The organism is Gilliamella sp. B3367, assembly GCF_026536825.1.
GTDB classification, from domain to species: domain Bacteria; phylum Pseudomonadota; class Gammaproteobacteria; order Enterobacterales; family Orbaceae; genus Gilliamella; species Gilliamella apicola_E.
In genome coordinates, this window is sequence record NZ_JAFNNJ010000005.1 from 147,867 (window position 1) to 171,681 (window position 23,815).

Sequence of the window (23,815 nt, forward strand, 5' to 3'; positions counted from 1 at the left end):
CTGCCTATTCTTCCAATTAATTCTCAAAGCATGATTTATTATTTTGGTAATTTTTGGCTATTTAAATAGACATTTCATTAATTTTCATTGAGACAATAATAAATATGCAAACTACCAAGAAAAAAATAAGTATTTTAAATCTAGTACTTATTTTAATTACCCTTTTAGCAACAGGTTTTGCTGCTTATTTATGGTTACAAGACTCTCCTAAAACGACGCCCCATGTAGAACCAGAAGTGTTATCACCGGTTTTTTTAACATTAAAACCTTTCACAATTTCACTTCCACCATCTAAAGAAAATTTAGAAATCAATAAAATTCTATACGTTGGTATGGTGTTACGCGTCGCTGATGAAGAACAAAAAACCGTTTTATTAGATTATCTTCCTGAAGTAAGAAGTGACGTACTTTTGTTAACTTCAAAACAGTACGTTAATAATTTAAAGAAAGAGTCAGGCAAACTTGAATTACAAGAGCAGATAAAAATGGCATTATCTCGCCAATATGATGCAAAACATTCAGTAAAAATTGATGAAGTTCTATTTACTGATTTCATTGTAAGGTAATTATCATGTCTGATAAGCTTCAACCTAATACCGATAAAAGTGAATCTTTGCATTCACAAAATAATTCAGCCAGTATAAAAAATGATGTTGAGCAAAATTATCATTTACAACAAAGTAAACGGACTGAAGTTAAGCCTTATGATATATCAGTTAAACATAGCTTTATCCCAGAAAGACTAACCGCGTTAGAGATTATTAATGAACGCTTTGCGCGTCAATTTAGAATTGGATTATTTAATTTATTACGCCGAAATACTGATGTTATAACCTCACCCATTGAGCCTCAAACGTTTAAAGAGTTTTCACATGTTTCAGCAACCAATCATTTAAATTTAGTTCATCTTAACCCTTTGCGGGGAAGTTGCTTATTTTCATTTTCACCTGAATTAGTATTTATTGTTGTTGATACTCTTTTTGGTGGGGATGGCCATACTACTAATGTTGATACTGAAGGACGAGAGTTTACTCATACTGAGCAAGAGATTATTCGACGAGTATTAAGTCTTGCTTTAACAACTTATCAAAGCTCCTGGATTGATGTATACAATATTGAAACCGAATACATCCGCTCTGAAGTAGAAAGCAAATTTACCAACATTACCAGCTCGCCTGACGATGTTGTGTTAACTTCATCATTTTTAGTCGAAATTGGTAATTTTAAAGGAACATTTTGCATATGTATTCCTTATGCAATGGTTGAACCAATTAAAGAGCTATTAATTAAACCACCGATAGAAAACCAAACTCACCAAGATGATAACGTGTGGATGAGCTCACTGACGAGTGGTATTAAACAATCAACCGTTGAGTTAGTCGCAAACTTTACAAACATTCAAACAACTGTTGCCAAATTATTAGCATTAAAAGTCAGTGATATTTTGGATATCGAAAAACCAACAAGCCTTGATGTCACCATTGGCGGTGTACCAGTATTAAAAGGTCATTATGGTAGCGTAAATAAACAGTATGCAATCCAAGTAGATCAGATAAGCAATCCAGTTTTAGAACAATTGAATGAAGGAGTGTTCAATGAGTGATATACCAAGTGATGATAGCCAACTAAATATTAGTGATGAATCAGTAATGAAAGAAGCTATTTTCGAAACCCTTTCACCACAACCAACAGACGTAAAAAAGCAAGATATTAACCTTATCCTAGATATTCCAGTTAATCTAAGCGTAGAACTTGGTCGAACCAAAATGGCCATTAAAGATCTTTTAAATTTAACTCAGGGTTCAGTTATAGCCTTAGACGGTTTAGCTGGTGAACCTTTAGACATCCTTATTAATGGCTATTTAATTGCGCAAGGTGAAATCGTTGTAGTTGGCGATAATTATGGAGTACGAATTACCGATATTATTACTCCATCAGAACGTGTTCGTAGATTAAGCCGTTAAAAATGAGATAACCATGAACCAAACTTTATCCGCCATTCCAGTAGAATCAAGCCTATATAGCCAGATCGGCATGGCATTTTTTTGTGTAATTGCTGTTATCTTATTTTTAGCATGGATAATAAAACGAATTGGTTGGAAAAAGTCTACCAAACAATTCATTGATATTAAAGCAACTTATAATATAAGTGCTAAAGAGCGCATTCTTCTGGTTTATGTTGATCATCAATTACTGGTAGTTGGTGTTACTGCACAACAAATGACATTACTGCATACCATAAATGAACAACGCACTGAAATGTTATTAGCTGAGCCCGCTGAGGTTGAGCAATTGTCAAAAAGTAACCTGTTTAATCAGATATTACAATCTGTGTTAGACAAGAGGTAAGATAGTGCGGTTAATACATATTATTTTGCTAAACGTACTGTTTTTTAGTCAATGTAGTTTTGCTCAATTATCACCATTAACAATTGTTTCTCAAACACCCTATCAAGAAGGACAAAGTTGGTCTTTACCTGTTGAAACCTTAGTCTTTTTAACTTTACTCACTTTTATCCCTATTATTCTACTACTAATGACGAGTTTTACTCGGATCATTATTGTATTAGGATTATTGCGAAGTGCACTTGGCACACAATCTGCACCACCTAATCAAGTGATAATAGGCATTGCGTTATTTATGACATTTTTTATCATGTCACCAACACTCGATAAAATATATCAAGAGGCGTATGTGCCTTATTCGAAACAACAAATCACCATGCAAGAAGGGTTAAATGAAGCAACAAAACCGCTTCGTGAATTTATGCTCTCTCAGACTCGTGAAAGCGATTTAGGGTTATTTGTAAATATGTCTCATACGAATGAAATTCAAACTCGTGAAGATATCCCACTACGAATTTTGGTGCCGGCTTTTATCGTTAGTGAACTCAAAACCGCTTTTCAAATTGGCTTTACACTGTTTATTCCTTTCTTAGTAATTGATTTAGTTGTCGCCAGTACCTTAATGGCGTTAGGGATGATGATGGTCCCACCCGCAACGGTATCTCTACCATTTAAAATTATGTTGTTTGTATTAGCTGATGGCTGGCACTTACTATTAGGTTCGTTAGCACAAAGTTTTTTTAGTTAAAGTAAAGGAATATAATGCCATCTGAATATATTAGCCATTTCGCCATACAAGCCATCAAGGTTGCAGCATCGCTTGCTGGTCCTTTATTAATAGCGGCACTGGTCACAGGATTAATTATCAGTTTACTACAAGCAGCAACCCAAATTAATGAGATGACGTTATCTTTCATCCCAAAAATTTTGGCTGTTATCCTAGTATTAATTATTTTAGGTCCATCAATGCTAACCACAATGATCGACTATATTCGCCTTGTCATCACTAGCATTCCCAACCTAACAAGTTAACCTTAATGGATTTAGCTATTGTCGATCTATTGAATATTGATTTTTTTGCTTGGGTTCAATCAAGTTTTCTCCCTTTTGTTCGTATTTTAGCTTTAATTATGGTCGCACCAATCACTGGCGAAAAAGAAGTACCAAACCGTGTAAAAATAGGTTTAGCAATACTTATTGTCATTGTGTTACCTTTACCAAAGTTAGACGACAACCTTACCCTTTATTCATTAATGGGCATCTGGATTATTGCTCAGCAAATCATGATTGGCATCCTAATTGGTTTTGCAATACAACTTACCTTTATGACGGTTAGATTTTCGGGGGAGTTAATTAGTATGCAAATGGGATTAGGAATGGCCACTTTTTATGATCCTATCAGCGGTCCATCAACCTCGGTATTATCACGTTTAATTAATATTATTGCTATGTTGATATTTCTTAGTTTAGATGGTCATTTATGGTTACTTTACGGATTAGCTAACAGTTTTGATATCATTCCTATTACGGTCTATCCTTTAAAACAAAACGGCTATTTAGCCTTAATCGAAATAACGGGTCTATTATTTAATAACGGTATTATGTTGGCATTACCATTAATGACATTATTACTTATTATTAATCTGTCATTGGGCTTATTAAATAGATTTACACCGCAACTATCAATTTTTGTGGTCGGCTACCCGCTTACATTATTATGTGGGCTAACGATGTTATCGTATCTATTTTCTGCTTTACCATTGTTTGTCGAATCAATTTTAGAACAGATCTTTTCAACAATTTCTCGAATCTTAATCTATCTTGCTGATGTATCTACTTAGTAAAAAAAGTTGAGGAACGGGGTTTTTGAACGCCTAAATTAGAGATAATTAATGCTTGATAAAATCAAATTTTGCTTAAAATAAAAAACCGCTGCGTAAACAAAAGTCACACAGCGGTTATTAAGAAAAAATTAATTAAATAATTTATGGAATTGTAAACATATCCAATCCCAAATGCCGCCGAAGAATCCAGTTTCCTCAATATTTTCAAGCGCAACTAAAGATTGTTCATTGATAACTTTATCATCCAATAAAAATTGAATTTTACCAACCGCGGTTCCTTTGGTTATTGGTGCATAAATATAATCATCAATGGTATATTGCACTTTAACATCTGCTGAACGACCTTTCGGCACTGTGATATAAGCGCCATTGATCGCACCTAATTTAACTTTATTTTCATCACCATACCAAATTGACTCAATCGCGAGTGGATCATTGGGTTTTACTGGATTTGCCGTTTCAAAGAATCTGAATCCCCACGTAAGTAATTTTTTACTTTCTTCTTCACGACCTTTAAATGTTCGACCACCCAATACCGCTGAAATTAAACGTGTATTACCATCAACAGCAGAAGCAACAAGGTTATAACCGGCTGCGTTAGTATGTCCAGTTTTAATTCCATCTACATTTAATGTAGTATCCCAAAGTAATCCATTACGATTCATTTGAGGTTTAGAAAGATTGTAGGTAAATTCTTTTTCTTTATAAATTGCATATTCTTTTGGTAAGTCACGGATTAAAGCCTGACCTAACAATGCCATATCTTTAGCTGTGGTATATTGACCCGGTGCATCAAGTCCGTGCACAGTTTCAAAATGAGTGTGTTGTAATCCAATTTTTTTCGCATATTCATTCATCAAATTAACGAAAGCACCTTGGCTACCTGCAACATGTTCAGCCATAGCAATACATGCGTCGTTACCCGATTGAATAATGATACCTTTATTTAAATCAGAGACCGAAACAGTCTTACCGACTTCTAAAAACATTAATGATGAGCCTTTTAATACTGGGTTACCTGTTGCCCACGCATCTTTACTCACTAATACCATATCATCATTTTTAATTCGGCCTGATTCTAAGGCTTGACCAACAACATAACTTGTCATCATTTTAGTTAAACTTGCTGGATCGCGTTGTTGTTCCGCATTATATTGCGCTAAAATTTCGCCAGATTTGGCATCCATTAAGATATACGCTTCAGCATCTAGTTGTGGAATAGCCGGTATAGGAAAAGCCATTTCCGCAGAAGCAGAAGAACATATTGCGAGCACTAATAATCCAAAAGATAATTTAAATTTCTTTTTCATTTATAAAAATTCCGTTAAATGTTTTTAGATAACATATATCGATGAGTGTGAATAGACATCATAATGCCAAAACTTGCCATTAAAACGACTAATGATGAGCCACCATAACTTATTAGTGGTAATGGTACACCAACTACTGGCAATATTCCACTGACCATACCGATATTAATAAATACATAGACAAAAAAGACCAAAATTAAACCACCAGAAAGGATTCGGCCAAAAGTCGTTTGTGCTTGAGAGGCAATAATCAAACCTCTAATTATTAAGCATAAGAATAAGACTAGCAAAATAATCGAGCCAATAAAGCCAAACTCTTCTGCGATGACTGAAAAAATGAAATCAGTATGGCGTTCAGGTAAAAATTCTAACTGTGACTGGGTACCTTCTAGCCAGCCTTTGCCCCATATTCCACCTGATCCAATTGCTGTTTTAGATTGAAGAATATGATAGCCAGTACCATTAGGGTCACGTTCAGGATTAATTAGCGTTAATACTCGTTCACGTTGATAATCGTGCATTAAGTAGAACCACATAATCGGTACAAAGATAGCCAACAATATCAAAGCAACAAGAATAAATCGCCAATTAATACCAGCCAAAAAGATAATAAAAATACCAGACATGACAATTAAAATAGCAGTTCCCAAATCGGGTTGCATTGCCACTAATAGTGTTGGCACACCGATAATAGCTAATGTTTGTAAGGTGGTTTTTAGCGGTGGAGGGCAACCATCACGATGAATAAATTTAGCTACCATTAAAGGAACAGCAATTTTAGCAATTTCTGAGGGTTGAAAACGAATAACTCCTAAGTCTAACCAGCGTTGAGCGCCTTTACTGGTGTAGCCAAAAATATCAACCAATAGTAATATAAAAATACAGGCAATATAAAGATAAGGTGCCCACTGTTCATAACTTCTTGGTGAAAACTGTGCAAAGACAATCATCACAAAAAAACCAAGTAATATTTGGATCACTCTTTTTTGCATCATATCTATATCTTGGCCGCTAGCACTCCATAGAATATAAAGGCTATAACCAAGTAGTAAAGAGATAAATAAGCAAAAAAGCGGATCGATATGTATCTTTTGCCAAAAAGATTTCTTAATATTATTCATCATTAATCTTCATGTCCTGTATTAGGTGATTCATCGTTTAATTCCGTTGAGTTATCACCTTCAAGATAATAATCTAGTATCTTACGTGCGACTGCACCACCGTTGGAGCTTCCTCCTCCCCCATTTTCCAGAACAATCGCTAAGGCTATTTTCGGTTTATCGTAAGGTGCGTAAGCAATAAATAAAGCATGATCGCGTAAATGTTCAGGTATTCTATGTGCGTTATAGGTTTCGTTTTCTTTTAAACCATAAACTTGAGCAGTACCTGATTTACCCGCGGCTTGATATTTAGCGCCTGCATAAACTTTACGCGCGGTGCCTCGAGCACCAAACATTACTCGGTGCATACCTTCTTTTGCTAATGCCCAATAGGTTGGATTAACATCAACAAGACTGTTTTTTTCAATATATTTTGATGGATCAATCAGTGGTTGATTTTGATTGGTATTAATAATGTCGCTCTTTTTATATAATAAAAAGTGTGGTGTATAGGTTTTACCATTATTAATTAGTGTAGTTAATGCTTTAGCCATTTGCATTGGCGTTGCTGTCCAATAACCTTGACCTATACCGACAGGAATAGTGTCTCCTTGTAACCAAGATTTTTTATGGCGTTTTAATTTCCATTCACGACTTGGCATGACAGCTCGTGTCTCTTCACTAGGTGAGATATCAATGCCTGTTCGCTGGCCATAACCAAACTTAGTCATCCATAAATTTAAGCGATCTATCCCCATGTCATATGCAACTTGGTAAAAATAGGTATCTACTGATTCTTCTATCGCTCGTAATACATCGACATGACCATGTCCCCATTTTAACCAGTCTCGATAACGTCTTTCAGTACCCGGTAATTGCCACCAACCCGGATCGTTAACCACACTTTTTGGTGAAACAACGCCTTCACTTAATGCTGCTATCGAAATAAATGGTTTAACAGTTGAAGCTGGGGGATAAGCACCGAGCAAGGCACGGTTAAATAGTGGTTTACTTGGATCATTAAGTAACTCACTATATTTCTTACTTGAAATACCACCTACAAAGTCGTTTGAATCATAACTTGGGCTTGATACCATTGCTAATATTTCACCATTATTTGGATTAATAGCAACAACCGATGCTTTACGGCCAGCAAGCAGTGATTCAATATAGAGTTGTAATTTGAGATTAATGGATAAATAGATATCTTCACCCGCTTGTGGTGGATGTTGTTCAAGTAAGCGAACAATACGACCTCGGCTATTGACTTCAACCTTTTCGTTACCCGCCGTGCCATGTAAAACATCTTCGTAATATCGTTCAATCCCCATTTTTCCAATATTAAAGGTAGCCACGTAATTGCTAGCTTTATTTTCTTCTTCTAGACGTTGCTTATCTTGACTGTTTATTTTAGATATATAACCAAGAATATGAGTAAGTGAAGCACCGTATGGATAATATCGATGTTGAATTTTTACAATCGATACAAAAGGAAATCGATGCTGATCAACAATAAACCGAGCAATTTGTTTTTCGGTTAAGTTTTCTTTAAGTGGTACAGGACGATGAGATCGATAATTTCGTCGCTCCTTTTGGAAGTTTTCAATATCTTCATCAGTTAAATCAACAATCTTTTTTAATTGTTCAAATTGCTCATTAAGGTTTTTAGTTTTGTCAGGAACAATATTAAGTTGATAGGTAATATTATTTATCGCTAATGGCGTGCCATTACGATCATAAATCATACCGCGACTTGGAGGAATAGGGATAATTTCAATACGATTATTGTTCGATTTGGTGCTGTAATAACTAAAATTCGATATTTGCAAATCAGCTAAATTGGCTAATAATACAAAAATTAGTAGTATAATTACGACAAATGCAAACAGTGCTCTACGCAAAAATAAGTTTGTTTCTGCGGAGTGATCGCGAATATAGCCTTTTTTTGTTTTACCTGAAATAGAGATAATCTAACTCCTCTAAATTCTGTTTATAGATGTTCTTTTTGTTCCCATTTTTCATAAGCATTAACAATTCTAGCTACCACAGGATGGCGAACTACATCTTCACTCTTGAAAAAATTAAAACTAATATCTTCAACTTCATTTAATACTTCTATTGCGTGACGTAACCCAGATTTTTGATGACGAGGTAAATCTATTTGGGTTATATCTCCCGTTATTACCGCTTTAGAATTAAAACCAATGCGCGTTAAAAACATTTTCATTTGTTCTATTGTTGTGTTTTGGCTTTCATCAAGAATAATAAATGCATCATTGAGTGTACGCCCACGCATATAAGCTAACGGTGCAACTTCAATCACACTTTTTTCAATTAGTTTTTCGACTTTTTCAAAACCAAGCATTTCAAATAAAGCATCGTAAAGCGGACGCAAATAAGGATCGACTTTTTGGCTTAAATCACCTGGTAAAAAACCCAATTTTTCACCGGCTTCAACTGCAGGGCGTGTTAATACAATTCGTCTAACTTGTTGTTTTTCAAGTGCATCAACTGCGGCAGCTACAGCTAAATAGGTTTTACCTGTACCAGCAGGACCGATACCAAAAGAGATGTCATAATCTAATACATGAGCAATATATTGTGCTTGATTAGGCGTGCGGGGTTTTATTACTCCTCGCTTGGTCTTTATCATCACTTGTTTGCTACCATGCAGATCAACATAACTAGGTGCGTGTTCATTAGCTTTTTCTAACGCACCTGATTCTTTAATAGCTAAATGTATCTGCTCTGGTTCTATATCGACAATACTGTCTTTTACTTTAGTTTGTTTATACAGCGATTGTAAAATCTCAGTTGCCGCTTTTGCGCAAATTGTATCGCCAGTAATAGCAAATTGATTACCCCGATGGTTTATTTCTAATCCTAATCGTCGTTCAAGTTGTTTGATATTGTCATCATAAGGACCACAAAGACTATTAAGCCGCTGATTATCTGCTGGTTCAAGCATTGTTTCATATGTCGTAATATTCAAAGATATGTCCCCAAATCGTTTATTTTAAACACGTTCTTTTGAGCCAAAATTTATCAACATGTTATATATTATTATTTCAATCATTATTTAATTATGGTTGATAGATAGCCACACCTAAATCGTTTTCTTTACGGGTACGAGAGATGACCGATATTGGTGATTCACTTACACGTAAATTCATCTGATCCTCTGTTCTTACTACTTTACCACGCAATGAGTTAGGATAAACATCGGTAATTTCAACATCAACAAATTTACCAATCATATCCGGACTACCTTCAAAATTAACAATACGATTATTTTCTGTTCGTCCAGTTAATTCCATAAGATCCTTTTTAGAAGGACCTTCAACTAAAATACGTTGCACAGTATTTAACATGCGACGACTAAATTGCATTGCTTGTTGATTGATTCGTTCTTGGAGAATATAGAGCCTTTGTTTTTTCTCTTCTTCAGAAACGTTATCCTCCATTTCAGCAGCAGGTGTACCTGGTCGTGCTGAATAGACAAAGCTATAACTTAAATCAAAATTAACATCAGCAATGAGTTTCATGGTTTGTTCAAAATCTTCTTGGGTTTCACCAGGGAATCCAACAATAAAGTCTGAACTAATTTGAATGTCAGGACGAACTTTGCGTAATTTGCGAATGATTGATTTATATTCAATTGCTGTATGAGTGCGTTTCATTAAATTTAACACTCGGTCAGAACCACTTTGTACCGGCAAATGTAAAAAGTTAACCAGTTCTGGCGTATCACGATATACATCGATGATATCATCAGTAAATTCAATTGGATGGCTGGTTGTAAAGCGAATGCGATCAATACCATCAATAGCAGCAACTAAGCGTAGTAGTTCAGCGAAAGAACAAATATCACCATCGAAAGTTGGCCCTCGATAAGCATTTACATTTTGACCCAGTAAATTAACTTCGCGTACACCTTGTTCAGCAAGTTGAGCTATTTCATAAATTACATCATCACAAGGTCGGCTCACCTCTTCACCACGGGTGTAAGGTACCACACAATAAGTACAGTATTTATTACATCCTTCCATAATTGAAACAAAAGCTGTTGGACCTTCACTGCGAGGTTCGGGTAAACGGTCAAATTTTTCAATTTCAGGAAAACTAACATCAACCACATGATGGCCATTACCACTACGAATTTGTTCAATCATCTCGGGTAAACGATGAAAAGTTTGTGGTCCAAAAATAATATCAACAAAAGGAGCACGCTTACGGATATGTGCACCTTCTTGTGATGCTACGCAACCACCTACACCAATGATGATATCAGGGTTATGTTGTTTTAAATTTTTCCAACGGCCTAGTTGATGAAAGACTTTTTCTTGGGCTTTTTCTCGAATAGAGCAAGTATTTAATAGTAAAATATCTGCTTCTTCGGCATTTTCTGTTAAAGTTAAACCATGGGTGGATTCAAGGAGATCTGCCATTTTTGTTGAATCATATTCATTCATTTGGCAACCCCAAGTTTTGATATGTAATTTTTTGCTCATCAATAACTCAGCTATATTTAATTGTTAAAATGAAAACGGGTTTAAATCCGTGATTTTAGCGTGCCATATTGTAATCCTTTGTGATTGTAGGGTCTATAATTAATATAAAAAACTATATTTATATGCTTTATTTAGAAAATAATGTCTAATTAGTAATTAATCTATCGAAAAAACAACTGATTATGATAATCATTCTTTTTAATATCGTTTTATTTTATGCTATTATTCTTGGCCTATTAATATTACTAATATAAAAGTGTCTAGGTATGTCGAAAACTTTTAGTCCAACAAAGCGCTTTTTGATCAAAGGCATTATTGCTACTTGTCTATTATCTGTTACACGAGTTGGCTTTGCTGCGGCAATGGCTCAAGTTGTGGCTGTGCGTGTTTGGCCTTCATCAACCTATACACGAATAACGTTAGAATCAAACGTTAAGCTTAATTATAAAAGCGCACAATTATATAACCCTGATCGTATGGTGATTGATATTGATAATCTCAATTTAAATCCAATATTAAAAGCCGTTTCGACAAAAGTTTTAAGCCGTGATCCTTTTATTAAATCTATACGTGCATTACAGTTAGATCCTAAAACTGTACGTATTATGATCGAATTAAAACAGGGTATTGATCCTAATACATTTACATTACCACCGATTGCTGAATTTAAACATCGATTAGTCGTTGATCTTTATCCGTCTAAACCGGCTACAGCTAATGATGATCCTTTACTTGCTCTTTTAGAAGAGTATCAAAAAGGGGATCTAAATAAAAAACAAGCGCAAATAAAATCGCCAACGAATAAAAATAAAAACTCGCCTGTTATTGTTATGCTCGATCCTGGTCATGGTGGTGAGGATCCTGGTGCGATTGGCTACAAAAGAACACGAGAAAAAGACATTGTTTTGCAAATTGCCAGACGAACATATAGTTTGCTAAAAAAAGAACCAAATATAAAAGTTTATATGACTCGTAATGAAGATGTTTTTATTCCATTAAAAGTTCGAGTAGCGAAAGCGAGATCTTTACATGCGGATCTATTTGTCTCTATCCATGCTGATGCTTTTGCGAGTCGATCTGTTAGAGGGTCATCTGTATTTGCTTTATCAACACGTGGAGCTAGTAGTTCTGCTGCAAGTTATTTAGCCCAAACTCAAAATGATGCAGACCAAATAGGTGGTGTTAGTCGAAGTGGTGATAAATATTTAGATAACACTATTTTAGATTTAGTTCAAAAAACAACCCTTTCTAATGGTGTATTATTAGGAAGTGCTATTTTAAATCGAATGAAAAATGTGAATAAATTACATAAACCATCGATAGAAAAAGCAGGTTTTGCAGTGTTAAAAGCGCCAGATATTCCATCAGTTTTAGTTGAAACAGCCTTTATTAGTAATATAGCTGAAGAGCAAAAACTTAAAACAGCAGCCTTCCAAAATCAGGTTTCTAAAGCCATAGTTGATGGTATTAAGGATTATTTGAAAAGACGTAAAAATTGATCTAAAAAGTGATTAGATCAATTTGTTTTTTATTCAATGATCATTAATCGTCTTTCAGCATTCAATTCAGGTATAGTAAGTTTTATATCTTGTTTCAGTGTAAATCCTTCAGGGATAGGATCAAGATCACTGCCTTTTAACGCATAAAATAATCCTTGTTCATTAGGAAGATGTTTACACCAGGTTAACATATCTTGTAAAGAAGCAAATGCTCGACTTATTACCCCATCGAATTTTTTTTGATTATATTCTTCAATACGGCTTTGAATTGGTTGAATATTTGCTAGCTTTAATTCAAATTGAACTTGTTTTAAAAAACGGATCCTTTTACCTAAACTGTCAACGAGATCAAATTGTTTGTCTGGATTGATAATTGCTAAAGGAATCCCTGGTAATCCAGGGCCTGTACCTACATCAATAAACGTGCTACCAACTAAATAAGGTGAAACAACTAAGCTATCCATAATATGTTTTATTAACATTTCATTAGGATCACGCACCGCTGTTAGGTTGTAAGCTTTATTCCATTTATTAAGCATTTCAACGTAATTGATCAGTTGATCAATTTGCTGACAATTGATTGGAAGATCCGTTTGATCAATAAGATTAATGAGTTTCTTTTTTAACATAGTTCTTCTTTTTTAAATAAACTAATAACATTGAAATTGCAGCTGGTGTAATACCTGAAATACGTGAAGCTTGGCCAATTGAAACCGGCTTATGTTGTTTTAATTTAGCAACAACTTCGTTAGATAACCCTGATATTTCAGCATAATCTATATGTTCAGGTATGAGAGTTTCCTCATTTCGTTTTTGTCTTTCTATTTCTTCAATTTGTAGTTTTATATAGCCGTCATACTTAACTTGAATTTCAACTTGTTCTGCTGCTTGATCATCACTTAGCCCTGGTGCAAATAAAGACAAGGATTGTAGAGTTTTGTAGCTCATTTCAGGGCGTTTAAGCAGCTCTTCTCCATTGGCTTCTTTGGTAAGGTTAGCGCTTAATACCGCATTAACTTCATCAATTGTTTCAATGTGAGGATGAACCCAAATGTCACGAAGACGTGCTCTTTCTTGTTCAATAGCTTCAAATTTTTCGTTAAAACGTTGCCAACGGTAATCATCAACCATTCCAAGTTGTCGTCCAATTTCTGTTAAACGAATATCTGCATTATCTTCACGTAACATTAAGCGATATTCAGCTCGTGAAGTAAACATACGATAAGGTTCATTAGTACCTAAAGTACAAAGATCATCAACCAAAACCCCTAAATAAGCTTGATCACGCGTTGGATACCATTGATCTTGATCATAAACAAAACGAGCTGCATTTAATCCTGCCAGCATACCTTGAGCAGCGGCTTCTTCATAACCTGTAGTACCATTGATCTGTCCTGCTAAAAACAAGCCTTTGATCACTTTACTTTCAAGAGTAGGTTTGAGATCACGAGGATCAAAGTAATCATATTCAATCGCATAACCTGGTCTGACTATATTGGCATTTTCCAGTCCTTTCATACTGCGAACAAAAGCTAATTGTGTGTCAAAAGGTAAACTTGTTGATATTCCATTTGGATAAATTTCATTACTGTCTAAACCTTCCGGTTCTAAATAGATCTGGTGCGAGTTACGATCAGCAAAACGCATTATTTTATCTTCGATTGATGGACAATATCGTGGACCTACACCTTCAATAACACCTGTATACATAGGGCTACGATCTAAGCTGTTTCGAATAATATCATGTGTGGTTTCATTAGTACTTGTTATATAACAAGGAATCTGTCTAGGATGCTGTTTAGCATCACCTAAAAATGAAAATACAGGCACAGGATCATCACCGTATTGTGTACCTAATTTAGAAAAATCTATGGTTCTTGCATCGATACGAGGTGGCGTTCCTGTTTTTAAACGACCCATTCTAAATGGGTATTGATGCAGCGATTTGGAAAGACCTATCGAAGCAGGATCACCAGTTCTACCGCCACTATAATTATCAAGTCCTATATGGATCTTGCCATCTAAGAAAGTGCCTGTAGTTAATACAACAGATCTTGCTTTAAATGAAACACCCATTTGTGTAACCACGCCTGTGATCTGATCGTTTTCAATGATCACATCTTCAACTGATTGTTGAAATAACATTAAGTTTTCTTGGTTTTCAAGGGTTGTTCGTATTACTTTACGATATAAAGATCGATCCGCTTGAGCTCGTGTTGCTCTTACAGCAGGACCTTTGCTGCTGTTTAAGATCCTAAATTGGATCCCAGAAAGATCAATAGCATGTGCCATTAATCCACCCATTGCATCAATTTCTTTTACTAAATGTCCCTTACCAATACCACCAATAGCAGGGTTACATGACATTTGTCCTAACGTATTGATATTATGGGTTAAAAGTAATGTTTTTCGGCCCATTCTTGCTGATGCCATTGCTGCTTCTGTTCCGGCATGGCCACCACCAACGACGATGACATCAAAAAGATCTGGATAAAACATATAAAGCCTCGTTTTTTATTTTACAGATAGATGATCATTATTTTGATCAGGTGATTTGGTTTTATTTAGCGTAAGGAATTTTACTCATCTTTTTTATTACGTCAAATGATCTATTTTGATCATCATTTAAATTAAATAAGATCTTTTTGTGATCTTTTTTATTTTTACTATTATTAGTTTGGATCATTTTTGTTGATAACTCTTTTTTATGATTATTTTATAGGATCTTAATGATCGTCTAATGCTGTTAATTGATCGGATCTTTTTTTAGTTAATCCTGTTTATAACTCTTATTTTTATCCACAACCTTTTTTCCTTTTAAGGTTATTAATATGATTATAACAGCTTATATAGTGGGTTTATCACAGAGTTATCCACAAAAAATAAATTTGTTTGCTTAAATTTTATCTTTTATTGTCTATAATTTAATCTTAATTATTTAGATCATTTTGGTTAAAAAAGTTATACATCTTAAATATTATGATCAATAAAAATGTAATTATGAGTTTTAATGATCATTATAAAGTTCGAAATATGATCTTTGATCATACTTAGCGACATTTATTTTATTAATTTAAATTTTAAAAATAACTAAGAATAGGGTAATTAATTATCATTTTATTAATTTTTTAAAATACCTGAAAAAGAGATTTTTCTAAAAGATATTGGTGTTTTTAGTAGAAAGCTAATGTAACTAATGTTTAAAAGTAGGATTATAAATATTTGTTTCTTTTAATTCGGAAGTGCTGTGAGGTGGCAGTACCATCATCACTTAAAATAATAGTACTTATTAAAAGCTATTTAGGAAAAGGTTAAAATGTTTTTTTAAGTGTTAGATAATAATAAAATGGGTTAATTTCTATATCTAAATGAATTTTTAATTAGGTTATTATTTAGTTTTTTAGAATTGATATATTAATTTTTGATAGTTACTTTCGTTAACTTATTTGTTTGCTGTAAAAGTGATTGATTTTTGTAAAAGCAAATTTATACTTAGTAAGATTATATTTTTATTGTGAGGTTATTTTATTACTCTTTCACAGTTGCCTTTACCTTTTATATTACCTAATAACGAAACATTTGATAGTTTTTATGTAGGTAATAATCAATTATTGTTTGAATCTTTGCAAACCTTACTTGATAAGGAAGGCTTCAACGTCTTTTATATATGGTCAGCAAGTGCCGCTGGTCGTACTCATCTATTACATGCTTCATGTCAAAATAAGTTAGCAAGCTATATTCCTTTAAAACAGCATGTTCTACTTGTACCTGAGATTTTACAAGGTTTAGATAATTATGATTTGGTTTGTTTAGATGATATTGATGCGATAGCAGGTCATCGTGATTGGGAAGAAGCAATATTTGATCTTTTTAATCGTTTAACCGAAAAAAACGTTAGTAAATTATTGATAACTGCCAGTGCCCCTCCAAAACAAGTTCCTTTTATACTACCTGATTTGGTATCAAGGTTAACGTGGGGGCAAGTTTATCAGTTAAAAGAGTTAAGTGATGAGGATAAATTAAAAGCTTTACAACTTAGGGCTAAGCTAAGTGGATTTGAGCTATCAACGGAAGTTGGATTATTTTTGTTAAAACGTGTTAATCGCGATATGCGAACTTTATTTTCTCTAATGGAAGAGTTTGAAGTAGCTACGTTAGCTCAACAACGCAAATTAACCATTCCTTTTATTAAACATATTTTGGATTTATGAAATGAAAAAGAAACCTGAAGCTATTGTTTTTTTCGATTTAGATGGAACCTTATTTAATAAAGATATAGATGTGTTACCTAGTTCTTATGATGCAATTAGAAAACTAAAACAAAATAATATTGTACCAATAATTGCAACTGGTAGAACACCACCTGAAGCGGTTGATTTGATGAGGGATACTGGTATAGATTCAATTATTGGTATGAATGGCCAAGTAGTTATTTATGAAAAAGAGGTCGTTTTCACAAACAATATTGATAAAAATCTCATTACTCGATTATATGAATATTCAAGAGAAAAGATGAATATTCCATTATCTTTCTATAGCTATAAGACTATGCGAGTGAGTGAAAACAGTCTTCCAGCTCAAAAATTCTATACTTCTTTAAAACAACAAGTACCTCCTGTTGATGATCAAATTTACTTAAAAGAACCGATTCAAATGTTATTACTGCTTTGTGAACAAAGCGAATCACCTTATAGAGAAGTTTTTCCTGAATTGACGTTTATCCGTAATACACATTATTGTGTTGATGTTTTTAATCATGGCGGTTCTAAAGGTAATGGCATTAAAGAATTATTAAAAACTAAAGGTTTTAATGACGTGCCTACTTATGCCTTTGGTGATGGTATGAATGATTTTGAAATGTTCCTAACCGTTGACCATCCTGTAGCAATGAGCAATGCGGTTGATCAGCTAAAAGAAAAAGCTGAATATGTCACTGATACCAATAATAATGATGGCATAGCGAAGGCATTGAAAAAGTTTGGATTAATTTAAGATAAAAAAAATCATCTAATTGTTTAGATTAGATGATTTTAAGTTTAATTATATTACTTTTGTTTAGTGGTGTTGTTTAAAGCCTACATTATTATTACCAAAACAGTTGTCATACTCAAAGCCTGTTAACTCTTTAACTAAACTTCTTATTTCTGGTGTTGCATCTTGTTTTTTGCCACCATTTTTTAATCTATCAAGTTCTTGAATAATAAGTGCATGAGTCGATTTATCTAATTTCATACGATATGTGAAGAAGATACCTAATAGTGCCATTCCACACACACCGAAGATTAATACTAAGTTAATTGCAGTAACGGCACTCTCTGGTTGAACAGCATCTACGCCAGACACAAAACCAGAATATTTCAATACAATACCTAAGACAAAGACGATAGTTGCACGCATTAATTTACCGGCCATGGTCATAGCACCAGCATAAATACCTTCGCGACGTCTTCCTGTTAGTACTTCATCGATATCTGCTAAGAATGTGTATACACTCCAAGGAATATAATAAACACCACCCGTTCCTAATCCAAACCAAATAGTAATACCAATTACAATCCATGTAACATGAGGCATATTAAAGTAGTAGACACCGATATAGCCGATTACCGAAGATATTACTATCAATATTGCAATAACAAATGGTCTTTTGAATCCACGTTTGACACACCAAGCCATGAAAAAGGCTGTTGAGATTAATTGGCAAATACTACTTAAACTGTTCATTTGTGAAACGAAGGTTTTGGGTTGGCCTAAGTTAAATACCACAAAATAAGTAAATGTTGCTGCAAATAACCATTCAGCACCAAAGCCAAATAGATACATACCTAAATGGTTTCTAAAAGTTTTTAAACGGAAAGTTGAAAAAACATCTGAAAATAATTTAACAATACTTTCCCAAAGGCCAGAAGTTGTTTCATCTTCAATTTCATCAACTGATTTTTCCCAGCTATTAAAATAAAGCAAAATTAGTGCTATCGCCATAATAGATGCATAAGTAATACCTGTTAATAAGAATGGTAGTGGAGAGTCTTTACCATCAAATAGATAGAAAAATACACCAGGAATAGCTGCAGCTAAGAAGTTTGCTACTTTACCAAACATCGCTTTGGAACCTGCTAGGTAAGTTCTTTGATCGAAGTTTTTAGTCATCTCTACCGGTAAAGTATTGTATGGAATCATAATCATGGTATAGATGAATTCAAATAAAATATAAGTAGTTAAGTAGTACCAGAAATTCATCCCATCTACCCAAAGTAATGGGTAAATAATCATACATGGAATAGCAAATAGGATGAAGAATCGACGGCGACCAAATCGACGTCCAAGTTTTGTATGGTTAAAGTTATCAGTAATAAAACCCATTAGTGGATTTAAAATTACATCTAAATAGGTAGCTATAGAAAAAATTAACGTTGCTTGAAATGCCGAAAGTCCACAAAATGTTGTATAAAAGTATAGTAACCAAGCGGCACTAATTGCTAGAGCACCACTTCCTATCAAATTACCACTACCATACGAAAATCGAGTGAGTGTGGTTATTTTTTTCTGATTATCAGCCATAAATCTATTTCCTTTAATAATTATGAAATACTGTTTTAAAATTATTATTGAAATAATACTAAATTTATACAAATTAATTTTAATTTTTTTTTAGAAATGTGACGTTGGTAACAAATTATTTTGATTTTTAAGGTATATATATTAATATTATTTTAAACAAAAACTAAATATATCATGTAGTTATTGTTTTTTTTGAATTGTTTTCTGAAACTGTGATCTTATTAACAGAAAAAATTAATAAAATAATAAAAAATATAAAACAGTATTTCAAAAATAAATTTAAAAATTTAGGAAAACAATAATGAGTCAATTTAAATTAAAAAAAATACCGCTTTTAATGTTTCTGTCTACCTTTCCTATTTATTCTTTTGCTGGTCAAACAACTTTTCAATATGAACATAACTGGAAATCTATGGATAGGATTCATGGGGATACAATTAAGTTAATCCATAAAACCGACGATAATTGGCAATATGAATTTAAATTTGGTGTTACTGAAGGTGGCGGGAACAAACGTGATGTTTTATATGATGATATGCAAGGTGGATCAGGTGGTGTCGTTATTCAAAAAACATTTACGCTTGATGATGGCTGGGGATCGATTATTCCATCATTAGAATTAGGTTTTAGCAAGGATTCAACTCTTTATCAACCAGGATTGAAATATAGTTATAAAATTAATAGTGATTGGTCAACAAGTTTGCGCTATCGTTATGAATGGAAAAAAATATCTCATGCTGAACGTTATAAAAGAGCCAAAATAGCTGGCAAACAAGTTAAATATGTTGCTAGTAGTAATACAGGAAGGAATCGTTTAGATTGGGCATTAATGTATTCTGGTATAAAAGCATTTAATTTTGCCTATACCTTTAACTATTATATTGGTGATTATACTAACAATTCTTATAAAGCCTTGAAAAAAGGTTTTTCTAAAAATGAATATAAAGCTTATAACAATAAAAAAACTGATTATGAGCAAGAATTTAAAATTACCTATAATTATTCAAAATTGTTCCGTCCTTATTTTTCCATTTCTGATGTATCAAAAAATAAAACCACAAATACTCGACAAGCTAAGTTTAAAGTTGGTTTCAATTACGCATTCGGTCAATCAAATAGCAAAGATTCTAATTTCGCTTATAAAACCTATTTCAAATATGCGCATCATTATGGTTTAACTTCACATTACCATGGTGATAGTTTTGGTCTTTATACAGATTTTGATAAAAAAGGCTATGTTGGTCTAAGTGTAAATACCTATAACCAATTAAAAAATAGATTATTCTTTGATGATATTGTTTCTAGTCATTATCAAATTTATGGAGGTTACAATTTTTATTTAGCTGATAATTGGGTACTAACACCAAATATGGAAGTTAGATTCTATTCAGGTGGTGGTTATAAAGCTAAAAGTAAAGAAAACTTACCCCATTATCAGTTAGGTGATGTAAGTGATTCACAACGTCCAGGTGTTCGTTATTCTCCCGCTTTAAAATTGACTTGGTTACAAAGTGATGATCTATCTTTTTATGGCCAATATCGATTTGAATATCGCAAAGTTTCAAGAAGTAAACGCGAAGATAGTATTCAAGGTTATGTCGATAATCGAGCGCGCAATCGTTTTGATATAGGTACTGATATTAATCTAACTCCTGATTGGAACATTGGCTATCGCTTCTCATACTTAAAAGGGAACTATGTATTACACAATGATAAAAAGCATGATTATCAACAAGAACTGGATATAAATTGGCAAGCAACCAAAGTTTGGCAAGTTAACTTTGCTGCAGAAGATGTGGCAAAAAGTGTTCATTCTGACGCAAGGGAAGCTAAGTTAGCACTAGGATTATCTTATTTGTTTTAATCGATAAAAGTGTTAAAAACAGTTAGTGGTGAAAAAATGATAAAGAAAATTTTTTTCGGATTTTTATTGGTTGTCACTTCAATCAATCAAGTATTGGCAAGTACTGTAATACAAGGTTATGTTTATGTTAATAAACCAGTTGTTTCATCGGTGATAGTCCGTGATGTGAATAATAAAATTTTAAAAACGGCGACTAATAGCGATGGGTTTTATCAACAAGATGTTTCTGAACTGACTCCACCACTAATTGTTTTTAGTAATGAAAACTCACTTGCCCGAAAAGCGGATGAAGGGCAAATGTGTAACGGTAATTGTTTGGTTTCATACGTTCATACCTTACAAAAAGATGAAAAAAATACTGTTAATATTAATCCATTAACTGATTTTTTAACTAGTGAACTAGCTAAACAAATCAATCTTCTAGGCCCAGAACAATTTACTGATAATCAATTATCTTTTTCAATAGATGATGCTGCATTAAGCCATGCTTATAAAAATTATCATTTGCTGTTTGATAAAGCATTACGCCAAGTAGGTATTATTGCTAATTCTTTTGATCCACTTACCACCGAAAATCCAGATATTAACAAGTTACTTAATGTAATGTACTTTAATCGTGGATACGATTCTTCTACTGGTAAAGTAAGTGGTACTGTATTGTTTGATATGCGTTTAAGACCCATTAGCCAAGATTCACCTTTTGATTATGATCAGGCAGTTAAGCAAAAAGAAAGAAATATAAATGCTAAGCAACGTATTTTTATTTTAGGTGATTCGACTGCGTCCAATTATGATAAAAAAGTTTATCCAAGAATGGGATGGGGCCAAGTTTTTGATCAGTTTATTGATGATAAGGCTGATACGGTTGTCATCAATGGCGCACAGTCAGGCCGTTCAAGCCGTAGTTTCAAAACTGAAGGATGGTTAGATTTACTGATCCCTTTAATGAAAAAAGGCGATTATATGATCATCGCTTTTGGACATAATGATGAAAAATGTAACGGTAACAATCCGAAACGAGGTAAAGTGGATGTTGCTAATTTATGCACTTATCCTAATGATGATAATAACCAAAAACAGTATCCATCAACGCAAGAAAATATGTCATTCCAATCCTCTTTAGAAGGTTATCTCTCTGTGGCAAAAGCGTTGGATATGACGCCAATTTTAATGACACCAGTCACCCGTTATAAAGATAAGAATAATAACATTGCTTATCAAAATACTAATCCTGTTAGTCATATGCATTATACCGCCAATAAACCAGGTTTTGCTTATTGGGGAGATTATTCGAATACGATTAAACATACGGCAAAAGTTAATCAAGTTGCTTTAATTGATTTGGAGTCATTTAGTATTGATTTTGCGAACCAACACAAAGATGACTGGCAGTCTTACTGGTTAGCTGTAGATCCTAATGATCCTAAATATCCTTATTATAAAAATCAAACTTCTGGCGTGATTAACAATCCTGATGCAACGCATTTTCAAGAAAAAGGCGCATTAGCTATCGCCAAAATTATTGCTAATGCCATAAACAACGATCCTTGGTTACAGCAAGGAATCACTTTCGATCAAACTCAGATTAACTAATAAAAAGGTATTTGTTAAATGAAAAAATTAATCATTGCGCTATTAGTTCCTTTGGCAATTAATTCATCTATTGCTGCATGTCATGCATTATCTCCGTCTCCTATCAAAATTAGAGAAGCTCGTGATGTTGCACCTAGAGACGGTTTTGGTGGTTATGATTTAACGACAAATACGGGCACGATCGGTGGCGCTAAAGCAAATGAAAAAATGATCTTTATGGTGAATAACAAAAAAGATCTTTTAGATGCGATTGCGATCAATAAAAATCAGCCTCGTATTATTCAAGTCTCTGGGATTATAGATATTAGTGAAGGCAAACCTTACAAAGACTTTGATGATCAAAAATCTCGTTCGTTGATCAAAATTCCTAGTGATACCACATTAATTGGTGTTGGTAATAATGCTGGTTTTATCAATGGTTCACTTATGTTGTCTAAAGTAAATAATGTCATTATTCGAAATTTAAAAATTGAAGCACCAATTGATGTTGCGCCAAAATTTGAAGAGGGAGATGGATGGAATGCTGAATGGGATGGGATTAATATTATTACCTCAACTTATGTTTGGATTGATCATGTCACTCTAACTGATGGTAAATTTACCGATGATATGTACCAGGAAAAAGATGGCTGGAAATATGTACAACATGATGGTTTATTGGATATTAAGCGTGGTAGTGATTTCATTACTATCTCTTATTGTCTATTTGAAAACCATGATAAAACTATGTTAATTGGCCATAGTGATAAAAATGCTGATCAGGATGAGAATAAGTTAAATATCACGCTTCATCATAATGTTTTTTTAGACATCACTCAACGCGCACCAAGAGTAAGGTTCGGCAAAATCCACATGTATAACAACCTGTTTAAAGGATCGGTTAATAAATCTAAAACTGTATACCCATATCAATACTCTATTGGCTTAGGCTATAAAGGCAGCGTGCTTTCGGAAAATAATCAATTTATGATTGATGGTTTAAAAGATAACTGCAAAGTAGCTAAACAGTTTAAAGGCGATAACCTTCGGGATAATAATTCTCTATTTAATCAATCTAAGTTGAAATTATCATCATGTGGTTTTGTTGATAATTTGAATTGGTCTGTGCCTTATCAATATAGCGTGGATGATATTAAGCAATTTAGTAAAAACTATAGACGATTAGTCGGTAGTGGAAAGCTTTAGAA

21 protein-coding genes are annotated in these 23,815 nt (G+C 33.6%); 13 read left to right on the forward strand and 8 right to left on the reverse strand.

Annotated elements, in window-relative coordinates; genetic code table 11:
• Positions 1 to 104 precede the first annotated feature (104 nt).
• From J3U23_RS08920 to fliR, 7 genes are read left to right on the forward strand one after another with little or no spacing between them, the layout of a single operon-like run.
• Positions 105 to 566: a flagellar basal body-associated FliL family protein gene (locus J3U23_RS08920; RefSeq protein ID WP_065561871.1), complete on the forward strand. Its 462-nt coding sequence runs from the start codon at positions 105 to 107 to the stop codon at positions 564 to 566.
• A 5-nt stretch (positions 567 to 571) separates the two neighbouring features.
• Positions 572 to 1,603, forward strand: coding sequence for a flagellar motor switch protein FliM (gene fliM / locus J3U23_RS08925; protein ID WP_267339061.1), 1,032 nt, complete (start codon positions 572 to 574; stop codon positions 1,601 to 1,603).
• Between the two features lie 46 nt (positions 1,604 to 1,649).
• On the forward strand, positions 1,650 to 1,964 hold the full coding sequence (fliN, locus tag J3U23_RS08930; protein ID WP_370632649.1) for a flagellar motor switch protein FliN: 315 nt from the start codon (positions 1,650 to 1,652) through the stop codon (positions 1,962 to 1,964).
• 13 nt (positions 1,965 to 1,977) lie between these two features.
• Positions 1,978 to 2,349 (forward strand): flagellar biosynthetic protein FliO, encoded by a 372-nt coding sequence (gene fliO, locus J3U23_RS08935; RefSeq protein ID WP_267339062.1) that lies wholly within the window; start codon positions 1,978 to 1,980, stop codon positions 2,347 to 2,349.
• Position 2,350: 1 nt separating this feature from the next.
• Positions 2,351 to 3,094, forward strand: coding sequence for a flagellar type III secretion system pore protein FliP (gene fliP / locus J3U23_RS08940; RefSeq protein ID WP_267332238.1), 744 nt, complete (start codon positions 2,351 to 2,353; stop codon positions 3,092 to 3,094).
• 14 nt (positions 3,095 to 3,108) lie between these two features.
• Complete coding sequence (gene fliQ / locus J3U23_RS08945) at positions 3,109 to 3,378, forward strand: flagellar biosynthesis protein FliQ (protein WP_065561876.1); 270 nt, start codon at positions 3,109 to 3,111, stop codon at positions 3,376 to 3,378.
• Between the two features lie 5 nt (positions 3,379 to 3,383).
• On the forward strand, positions 3,384 to 4,187 hold the full coding sequence (gene fliR / locus J3U23_RS08950) for a flagellar biosynthetic protein FliR (protein WP_065561877.1): 804 nt from the start codon (positions 3,384 to 3,386) through the stop codon (positions 4,185 to 4,187).
• A 131-nt stretch (positions 4,188 to 4,318) separates the two neighbouring features.
• Here fliR and J3U23_RS08955 read toward each other — a convergent pair whose 3' ends face one another.
• The 5 genes from J3U23_RS08955 to miaB form a co-directional block, all read right to left on the reverse strand.
• Positions 4,319 to 5,500: a serine hydrolase gene (locus J3U23_RS08955; protein ID WP_065733601.1), complete on the reverse strand. Its 1,182-nt coding sequence runs from the start codon at positions 5,498 to 5,500 to the stop codon at positions 4,319 to 4,321.
• Positions 5,501 to 5,514: 14 nt separating this feature from the next.
• Positions 5,515 to 6,624: a peptidoglycan glycosyltransferase MrdB gene (mrdB, locus tag J3U23_RS08960; protein WP_065561879.1), complete on the reverse strand. Its 1,110-nt coding sequence runs from the start codon at positions 6,622 to 6,624 to the stop codon at positions 5,515 to 5,517.
• Positions 6,624 to 8,561: a penicillin-binding protein 2 gene (mrdA, locus tag J3U23_RS08965; RefSeq protein WP_370632650.1), complete on the reverse strand. Its 1,938-nt coding sequence runs from the start codon at positions 8,559 to 8,561 to the stop codon at positions 6,624 to 6,626. Before mrdA ends, mrdB begins: the two co-directional genes overlap by 1 nt.
• 29 nt (positions 8,562 to 8,590) lie before the next feature.
• Positions 8,591 to 9,592 (reverse strand): PhoH family protein, encoded by a 1,002-nt coding sequence (locus J3U23_RS08970; protein WP_267330854.1) that lies wholly within the window; start codon positions 9,590 to 9,592, stop codon positions 8,591 to 8,593.
• Between the two features lie 91 nt (positions 9,593 to 9,683).
• Positions 9,684 to 11,111: a tRNA (N6-isopentenyl adenosine(37)-C2)-methylthiotransferase MiaB gene (gene miaB / locus J3U23_RS08975; RefSeq protein ID WP_220225482.1), complete on the reverse strand. Its 1,428-nt coding sequence runs from the start codon at positions 11,109 to 11,111 to the stop codon at positions 9,684 to 9,686.
• 266 nt (positions 11,112 to 11,377) lie between these two features.
• On the opposite strand from miaB, the gene J3U23_RS08980 reads away from it, so the two are divergent.
• Entirely contained in the window at positions 11,378 to 12,610 is a 1,233-nt protein-coding gene (locus tag J3U23_RS08980; protein ID WP_267339063.1) for an N-acetylmuramoyl-L-alanine amidase, read from the forward strand.
• A 29-nt stretch (positions 12,611 to 12,639) separates the two neighbouring features.
• On the opposite strand, the gene rsmG is transcribed toward J3U23_RS08980, so the two are convergent.
• Entirely contained in the window at positions 12,640 to 13,239 is a 600-nt protein-coding gene (gene rsmG / locus J3U23_RS08985; protein ID WP_267330856.1) for a 16S rRNA (guanine(527)-N(7))-methyltransferase RsmG, read from the reverse strand.
• Complete coding sequence (mnmG, locus tag J3U23_RS08990) at positions 13,217 to 15,109, reverse strand: tRNA uridine-5-carboxymethylaminomethyl(34) synthesis enzyme MnmG (RefSeq protein WP_065561885.1); 1,893 nt, start codon at positions 15,107 to 15,109, stop codon at positions 13,217 to 13,219. Before mnmG ends, rsmG begins: the two co-directional genes overlap by 23 nt.
• Before the next feature lie 1,028 nt (positions 15,110 to 16,137).
• On the opposite strand from mnmG, the gene hda reads away from it, so the two are divergent.
• Positions 16,138 to 16,821 (forward strand): DnaA inactivator Hda, encoded by a 684-nt coding sequence (gene hda, locus J3U23_RS08995; RefSeq protein ID WP_065561886.1) that lies wholly within the window; start codon positions 16,138 to 16,140, stop codon positions 16,819 to 16,821.
• 1 nt (position 16,822) lies between these two features.
• Positions 16,823 to 17,602 carry a Cof-type HAD-IIB family hydrolase gene (locus tag J3U23_RS09000; RefSeq protein WP_220225486.1) on the forward strand — a complete coding sequence of 260 codons (780 nt, stop codon included), beginning with the start codon at positions 16,823 to 16,825 and terminating at the stop codon, positions 17,600 to 17,602.
• A gap of 63 nt (positions 17,603 to 17,665) precedes the next feature.
• Here J3U23_RS09000 and J3U23_RS09005 read toward each other — a convergent pair whose 3' ends face one another.
• Positions 17,666 to 19,171 carry an MFS transporter gene (locus tag J3U23_RS09005; protein WP_065561888.1) on the reverse strand — a complete coding sequence of 502 codons (1,506 nt, stop codon included), beginning with the start codon at positions 19,169 to 19,171 and terminating at the stop codon, positions 17,666 to 17,668.
• Positions 19,172 to 19,472: 301 nt separating this feature from the next.
• Here J3U23_RS09005 and J3U23_RS09010 point away from each other — a divergent pair, with 301 nt between their 5' ends.
• Genes J3U23_RS09010 through J3U23_RS09020 form a run of 3 tightly spaced genes read left to right on the forward strand, consistent with a single transcriptional unit; the run spans position 19,473 to position 23,813 of the window.
• Positions 19,473 to 21,035, forward strand: coding sequence for an oligogalacturonate-specific porin KdgM family protein (locus J3U23_RS09010; RefSeq protein ID WP_267339064.1), 1,563 nt, complete (start codon positions 19,473 to 19,475; stop codon positions 21,033 to 21,035).
• Positions 21,036 to 21,071: 36 nt separating this feature from the next.
• Positions 21,072 to 22,628 carry an SGNH/GDSL hydrolase family protein gene (locus tag J3U23_RS09015; RefSeq protein ID WP_267339065.1) on the forward strand — a complete coding sequence of 519 codons (1,557 nt, stop codon included), beginning with the start codon at positions 21,072 to 21,074 and terminating at the stop codon, positions 22,626 to 22,628.
• 18 nt (positions 22,629 to 22,646) lie between these two features.
• On the forward strand, positions 22,647 to 23,813 hold the full coding sequence (locus tag J3U23_RS09020; RefSeq protein ID WP_267339066.1) for a pectate lyase family protein: 1,167 nt from the start codon (positions 22,647 to 22,649) through the stop codon (positions 23,811 to 23,813).
• The last annotated feature ends 2 nt before the right edge of the window (positions 23,814 to 23,815 follow it).